This is a genomic window from Kitasatospora sp. NPDC059088, from assembly GCF_042738155.1.
Taxonomy (GTDB): Bacteria; Actinomycetota; Actinomycetes; order Streptomycetales; family Streptomycetaceae; genus Kitasatospora.
Genome location: NZ_JBHYGR010000015.1, coordinates 100,024 through 106,561, shown reverse-complemented (window position 1 = coordinate 106,561; position 6,538 = coordinate 100,024). Strand labels below are relative to the sequence as shown.

Annotated in this window: 3 protein-coding genes; all 3 read right to left on the bottom strand. The window is 78.6% G+C overall.

Going from position 1 to position 6,538, the window contains the following annotated elements; genetic code table 11:
- Positions 1 to 218 precede the first annotated feature (218 nt).
- Complete coding sequence (locus ACFWXO_RS09940; protein WP_380523087.1) at positions 219 to 3,095, bottom strand: condensation domain-containing protein; 2,877 nt, start codon at positions 3,093 to 3,095, stop codon at positions 219 to 221.
- The gene (locus ACFWXO_RS09935; protein WP_380523086.1) at positions 3,092 to 4,876 is read right to left on the bottom strand and encodes a non-ribosomal peptide synthetase; all 1,785 of its coding nucleotides are present in this window, start codon (positions 4,874 to 4,876) and stop codon (positions 3,092 to 3,094) included. Before ACFWXO_RS09935 ends, ACFWXO_RS09940 begins: the two co-directional genes overlap by 4 nt.
- A 163-nt stretch (positions 4,877 to 5,039) precedes the next feature.
- A partial coding sequence (locus ACFWXO_RS09930) for a non-ribosomal peptide synthetase (RefSeq protein ID WP_380523085.1) occupies positions 5,040 to 6,538 on the bottom strand: 1,499 nt, incomplete at its 5' end.

Here is a 6,538-nt window from a genome sequence, read left to right as displayed (position 1 = left end):
GCCTCCTCGCCGAGCGCGGCCGGACCCGGCAGATCCGCAACGCGGCCACGGCCCGACTGCGGCGGCGCTGAGCCGCCGACCGGCGAGGGGCGGTCGGCCCCCGCTGGTGCAGGGCGCCGCGCCGAGGGCCGGCGACCGCCGGTACCGGAGCTGATGCCGGACGGCGCCCGGCCCCCGGGGAGAATCCGGGGACCGAGCGCCGCTCGACGGGGGCGCCGTCAGCCCACCATGGCCGCCAGCACGCTGCGCCAGTCCTCGCCCGGCTCCGGCTGGAGCGCGGCCGCGAGGGTCTCCGCCCGGTAGTGCCACGGGCGGCGCAGCTCGGGGTCGGCGTCGGGGCGCAGGTCCAGGACGCTGTCCGAGCCGAGCAGCCGGATCAGCTCGGTGCCGAACTCGGCCCAGGAGACGTGCCCGGTGATCGCGTTGACGATCCGGCCGGCGGCGGGGCCGTCGGGCAGGGCACAGGCGGCGAGGGCGCGGGCCAGGGCGGCGGAGTGCACCCAGGCGGCGCCGTGCCACTCCTGCGGCTCGCCGTCGGCGGCGGCCGGCAGGGCGATCGGGCGGCCGGCCAGGGCGGCCTGGTAGAGGTCGCCGGTGGAGCCCCAGCGGAGCTGGTCGCGCAGGCGGTGGTGCGGGCCCCAGACGATGGGGGCGCGCACCACGGTGGCCGGGCCGTGGCCGGTGGCCTCGGCGGTCTCGAACAGCATCCGCTCGCAGTCGAGCTTGGCCTGCCCGTAGGCGGTGACGGGTGCGCCGCTGGGGCCTCCCTCGGCGACCTCGGTGCCGGGCGGGCGCCCGTAGGCGTCGATGCTGCTGACGAAGACGAACGGGCCGCCGGACCAGCCGTCCAGCAGGGCGCGCATGGCGGCCGTGTCGACCTCGTGGTCGGTGAAGGTGCAGGCGGAGTGGATGACGGCGTCCACGCCCTTGACGGCGCGCTGGAGGCTGTCGAGGTCGGCGAGGTCGCCCTCGGCGATCTCGGCGCCGTGCAGGGCCGGCAGGTGGGCCGACTCGGGGCGGACCAGGACGCGTACCGGCCGCCCCTGGGCCATCAGTTCCTGGAGCACGGCGGCGCCGACGCCGCCGGTGGCGCCGGTGAGCAGCACGGTGCCGGTGCGCGGCTCGGTGCTGTGGAGGCCGTCGACGCGGGTGAGGGCGGCGCGGCGTTCCTCCTCGCGGGCGGCGAGCAGGGCGGCGAGGGCGCGCGGGGTGCGGTGCTCCAGGATGTCGAGGCCGGTGAGCGGCACGCCGACGCGGGTGCGCAGGCGTTCGGCGAGCTGGACGGCGATCAGCGAGTGGCCGCCGAGGGCGAAGAAGTCGCCGTCGGCGGGCGGGACGCTGCCGAGCAGTTCGCCGAAGGCGGTGCGGACCAGGTCGAGCGGGCCGGTCGCGGCCGTGGCGCGGGCCGCCTCGGCCCGGGCGGCGGGAGTGGCGGCAGCGGCGCGGGCCGCGGCGACGGCGGCGCCGGGCAGGCGGTCGCGGTCGACGGCGCCGTCCGCGCCGCGCGGGATGCGGTCCAGCAGGGTGACGGCCAGCGGGAGTTCGGCGGCGGGGACGGCGGCCCGGAGCCGGGCGCGCAGGTCGGTGCCGCTGGGGGCGACCGCGCCGCGGACCACCGCGTAGGCGAGCGGCGGGCCGTCGGCGGTCTCCACCACGGCCGCGTCGGCCACCCCGGGGTGGGCCGCCAGGGCTTCCAGCACCGGGTGCCGGTCGGCGCGGGCCAGCAGTTCGCCGGGGAGTTCGGCGAGCGGGCGGTCCGCGTCCTCGACGACCGCGCGGAGCACGGCGGCGAAGGCCTCGGCCAGTCGGGCGGCGGTGGCGCCGTCCAGGGCCGCGTGGTCGTGCTGGACCAGGCAGCGCGGCCGCGGGCCCTCCTCCAGGACCAGGGTGAGGTCGAACTTGGCGAGTTCCAGGTCGACGTCGACGTGTTCGGCGTCCAGGCCGGGCAGCGTCAGGGCGGTCGCGGGCTGGACCAGGTCGCAGCTGGCCGACAGCAGCGGGGTGCCGTCGGCGCCGCGCGCCGCCGCGCCGAGCCGCTCGACCACCAGGTCGAAGGGCACCTGGTGGTGCTGCTGGGCCTCCAGCAGGGCGCCGCGCACCAGGGCGAGCGCCTCGGCGAAGGAGGCGTCCCCGGCGGGTTCGGCGCGCACCGCGAGGGTGTTGACGCCCAGGCCGACGGTGCGGCGCAGTTCGGGGCGGGCCCGGTGGCCGCTGGCGCAGCCGAGGGTGAGGTCGTCCTGGCCGCCGGCGGTGCGCAGGGTGGCGAAGGCGGCGGTGAGGACGACGGCGAACAGGGTGGCGCCGTGCCGGGCGCCGAGCTGCCGCAGGCCCTCGACGGTGGCGGGGTCGAGCGGCACGGCGTGCAGGCCGGCCCGGCGGTCGCGGGCGCCGGGGGCGACCGGCCGCAGCAGCGGCAGCGGGCGGGCGCCGGCCAGCCGGGCGGCCAGGGCGTCGGCGGCGGCGGTGAGTTCGGTGTCGCGGGCGCGCTCCTGGCGGGCGTACTCGGCGTACGGCATGCCGGGCGCCGGGAGCCGGGGTTCGACGCCGTCGCGGGCGGCGGCGTACAGCTCGGCGAGGTCGGCGGCCAGGACGGGCAGCGAGCCGCCGTCGACGGCGATGTGGTGGATCGTCAGCAGCAGGGTGTGGTCCTCGGGCGCGTGCCGCAGCAGCAGCGCGCGCAGCACCGGCCCGTCGGTGAGGTCGAAGGGGCGGGCGGCCTCGGCGGCCAGCTGCCCGGTGCCGTCGCCGGTGGCGTCCAGGACGGCCAGCGGGACGGGGCCGGCCGCTTCGAGGTGCTGGTAGGGCTGTTCGCCGCGGCGCGGGTAGCGGGTGCGCAGGACGGCGTGCCGCTCGGTGAGGCCGGTGAGCGCGGTGGCGAGGGCGGCCCGGTCGAGCGGTCCGCGCAGCCGGGTGGCGATCGGGACGTTGTAGAGGGCGCCGCCCTGGCCGAGGTGCTCCATCAGCCACATCCGCTGCTGGGCGTGGGAGAGCGGGGCCGGGCCGGCGTCGACGTCGGCGGCGGCCGGGCGCTGCGGGGCGAGGGCGGTGCGGCGGTTGCGGGCGCGCCGCAGCAGGTCGTTCTGGTCGTTGCTCATCGCTGGGGTGCTCCCTGGGTGTCGTCGGCGTCCCGCAGGGCGCGTTCCAGTAGTTCGGCCTGGCCGGCCACGGTGGGGTGGCCGAGGAAGTCGGCGAGGGACAGGTCGATGCCGAACTCGCCGGCGAGGTCGTCGACGACCCACATGGCGAGCAGCGAGTGGCCGCCCTCGGCGAGGAAGTCGGCGGCCGGGTCGGTGATCGGGCGTTCCAGGGCGCGGCTCCAGGCCTCGGCGACGACCCGCTGGATCGGGGTGAGGTCGACCTCGACGCCGGTGCGCTCCGCCGCCGGGTCCGGGGCGGCGGCGAGCGCGCGGCGGTCGATCTTGCCGCTGCCGTTGAGCGGCAGTGCGGGCAGGACGGCCCAGGCGGTGGGGACCAGGTGGGCGGGCAGCAGCTCGGCGAGCCGGGTGCGCAGGGTTTCGGCGGCGGCCCCGGCGCCCTCGGCGAGGACCACGCAGGCGGTGAGCGCGGCGTCGGCCTGTCCGGCGCGGCGGACCACCACGGCCGCCTCGGCGACCTCGGGGAAGCGCAGCAGGGCCTGCTCGACCTCGCCGGGCTCGATCCGGAAGCCCCGGACCTTCACCTGGTCGTCGGTGCGGCCGTGGAACTCCAGGGCGCCGTCGGGGCGTTGGCGCACCAGGTCGCCGCTGCGGTAGGCCCGGCCGCCGCCGGGGAGTTCACGGAAGCGCTCGGCGGTCAGTTCGGGCCGGTTGAGGTAGCCCTGGGCGAGGCGCCCGCCGCCGATCCACAGTTCGCCGACCGTGCCGGGTTCGACCGGGGCGAGCCGCTCGTCCAGGACGAGGGCGCGGGCGCCGCCGAAGGTGCGTCCGATCGGGACGGGGCCGCCCGCGCAGTCGGCGGGGGTGATCCGGTGGGCGGTGGTGAAGGTGGTGGCCTCGGTGGGCCCGTAGACGTTGTACAGCTCCAGCCAGGGGAAGGCCCGCAGCACGGCCCCGGCGTACTCGGGGGCGAGCGCCTCGCCGCCGACGGCCAGGGTGCGCAGCACGCCGAAGATCCGGGACTCCTTGGCGGCCAGGTGGTGGAAGAGCGCGGTGGTGATGAAGGCGGTGGTGGCGCCGAAGCGCTCGACGTCGCGGACGAGTTCCTCGGCGCTGGGCCGTTCGGCCGGGGAGACGGCGACGGCGGCGCCCTGGGCGAGCGGCGCCCAGAGTTCGAAGGTGGCGGCGTCGAAGGAGGGGGTGGAGTGGAAGAGCACCCGGTCGCGCGGGCCGAGGGCGAGCCCGTCGGGGGCGGTGACCAGGTCGGTGACGGCGCGGTGCGGGACGAGTACGCCCTTGGGGCGGCCGGTGGAGCCGGAGGTGTAGTAGAGCAGGGCGGGCGCGTCCGGTTCGGCGGCGTCGGGCACCGCCGCGCCGGTCTCCTCGGTGCCGCGTTCGGTGAGCACCAGGGTGCGCTCGGCGGGCAGTGCGGCGTCGGCGAGCAGCGCCTTGTCGCCGAGGACGAGGCGGACCTGCGCGTCGGCGGTCATCTCGGCGATGCGCGGGCGCGGGTAGGCCGGGTCGAGCGGGACGACGAGGCCGCCGGCCCGCCAGACGGCGAGCTGGGCGACGGCGAACCTGGCCGAGCGGGCGCACAGCAGGCCGACGGCGCTGCCGGGGCCGATCCCGCGCGCGGCCAGGACGGCGGCCAGGCGGCCGGCGGCGTCGTGGAGTTCGCGGTAGGTGAGGTAGGTGGCGCCGTCGGTCAGGGCGAGCGCGCTCGGGTGCTGCTCGGCCTGGCGGGCGACCAGCGCGGGGAGGGTGGGGAGGACGGGCGTCATGGCTGGGTCCCTTCCGGGCGCCCCGGCGCTGGGGCCGGGGGCGCCGCAGGTCAGATCGGGAGGTGCGACGGGGGCGCGGCGGCGGCGGAGCCGTCCCGCACGGGGGCGGAGCCGTCCCGCACGGGGCCGGACGGGGCCTGGTGTGCGGGACGGCTCCGGGTCCTCAGGCGAGGGACGCGCTGGGCATCCGCTCCTCGATGAGCCGTGCGACCGCCCGCAGGTCGGGCTGGCGCAGCAGCAGGGGGGCGCGCAGCCGCACGCCGTACTCCCCCTCCAGGGACTCCAGCAGTCGGGCGGCGGCGAGCGAGTTGCCGCCCGACGCCAGGAAGTTGTCGCCCGGGCCGAGGTCGGCGCGGCCGAGCAGCTCGCGGCAGAGCTTCACCAGGGTGCGCTCGACCGCGGTGTCGCCGTCCTCGCCGGCGGCCGCCGGGGCCTCGGGCTCGGCGGCGAGCGCGGCCAGCAGCGCCGCGCGGTCCACCTTGCCGTTGGGGTCCAGCGGGAAGGTCTCGACCAGCCGTACGGCCGAGGGCACGGCCTGCTCGGGCAGCCAGGGCCGGACGGCCTCCAGCAGGCTCGCCGGTTCGGCGTCGGGCTCGGCCTGGACGAAGGCGAGCAGCCGGACGCCGCCGGTGGCCGCGGTCTCGGCGGCGACCACCGCGCGGCGGACCCGGTCGTCGCGCTCGAAGGCGGCCTCCACCTCGGCGGGTTCGATCCGCACCCCGCTGACCTTGACCTGGTCGTCCAGCCGGCCGTGGAACTCCAGCACGCCGTCGGCGCGCATCACCACCCGGTCGCCGGTGCGGTAGACCCGGTCGGTGCCGTCCACCCCGGGGGGCGCCTGGACGAAACGGCGGGCGGTCAGCTCGGGGTCGAGGTAGCCGGCGGCCAGGCCCCGGCCGCCGATCCGCAGCTCCCCGGCCGTCCCTCTGGGCACCGGGTTGCCCTGCTCGTCGGTGACCAGCACGACGGCGCCGGCGATCGGCAGGCCGATCGGCGGCGCGTCGGCGCCGTGGTCGCCGCCGGGCGCCATGGTGTGCACCGTGGTGGCGACGGTGGCCTCGGCGGGGCCGTACGCGTTGTGGACGGTGGCGGTGACCTCCGCCCCGGGGGCGCGGCGCAGCCGGTCGCCGCCGATCATCAGGTGGCGCAGCGCCAGCCCGGCGGGCCAGGGCCGGTCGAGGATCGGCTCGGCCAGCGGGGTGGGCAGCACGGCGGCGGTGATGCCCGCCTCGCCCAGCCAGTCGGTGAGCGCGCCGGAGTCCCAGCGGACGGCCTCGGGGGCGACGACCAGGGCGGCGCCGGAGGTGAGAGTGGCCCACAGCTCCATCACGTGCGGGTCGAAGGCCACCCCGATCAGCAGGCTGTGCCGCTCGCCCGGGCCGAGGCCGGTGAGCTCGCGGTACCAGTGCAGCAGCGCGCCGAGCGCCGGTTCGGTGACGGCGACGGCCTTGGGGGTGCCGGTGGAGCCGGAGGTGAGCACGGCGTAGTGGGTGCCGACCGGCACGCTCGCCTGCTCACCGGGCGTCAGGGCGGCCAGCAGGCCGGGGGTGGGCAGGTCGAGTTCGAGCCGCTCGCCGCCGGGGCCCCGCACCGCGGGGGGGGGGCGCCGGCGCGGGCGCGGGGCGCCCGGCGGCGGGGCCCGGGGGGGCGCCCGGGCCCGCG

Excerpts from the sequence above, each read along its gene's own strand:
- ACFWXO_RS09940 (WP_380523087.1), bottom strand. The coding sequence starts at position 3,095 with ATGAGCAACGACCAGAACGACCTGCTGCGGCGCGCCCGCAACCGCCGC.
- ACFWXO_RS09935 (WP_380523086.1), bottom strand. The coding sequence starts at position 4,876 with ATGACGCCCGTCCTCCCCACCCTCCCCGCGCTGGTCGCCCGCCAGGCC.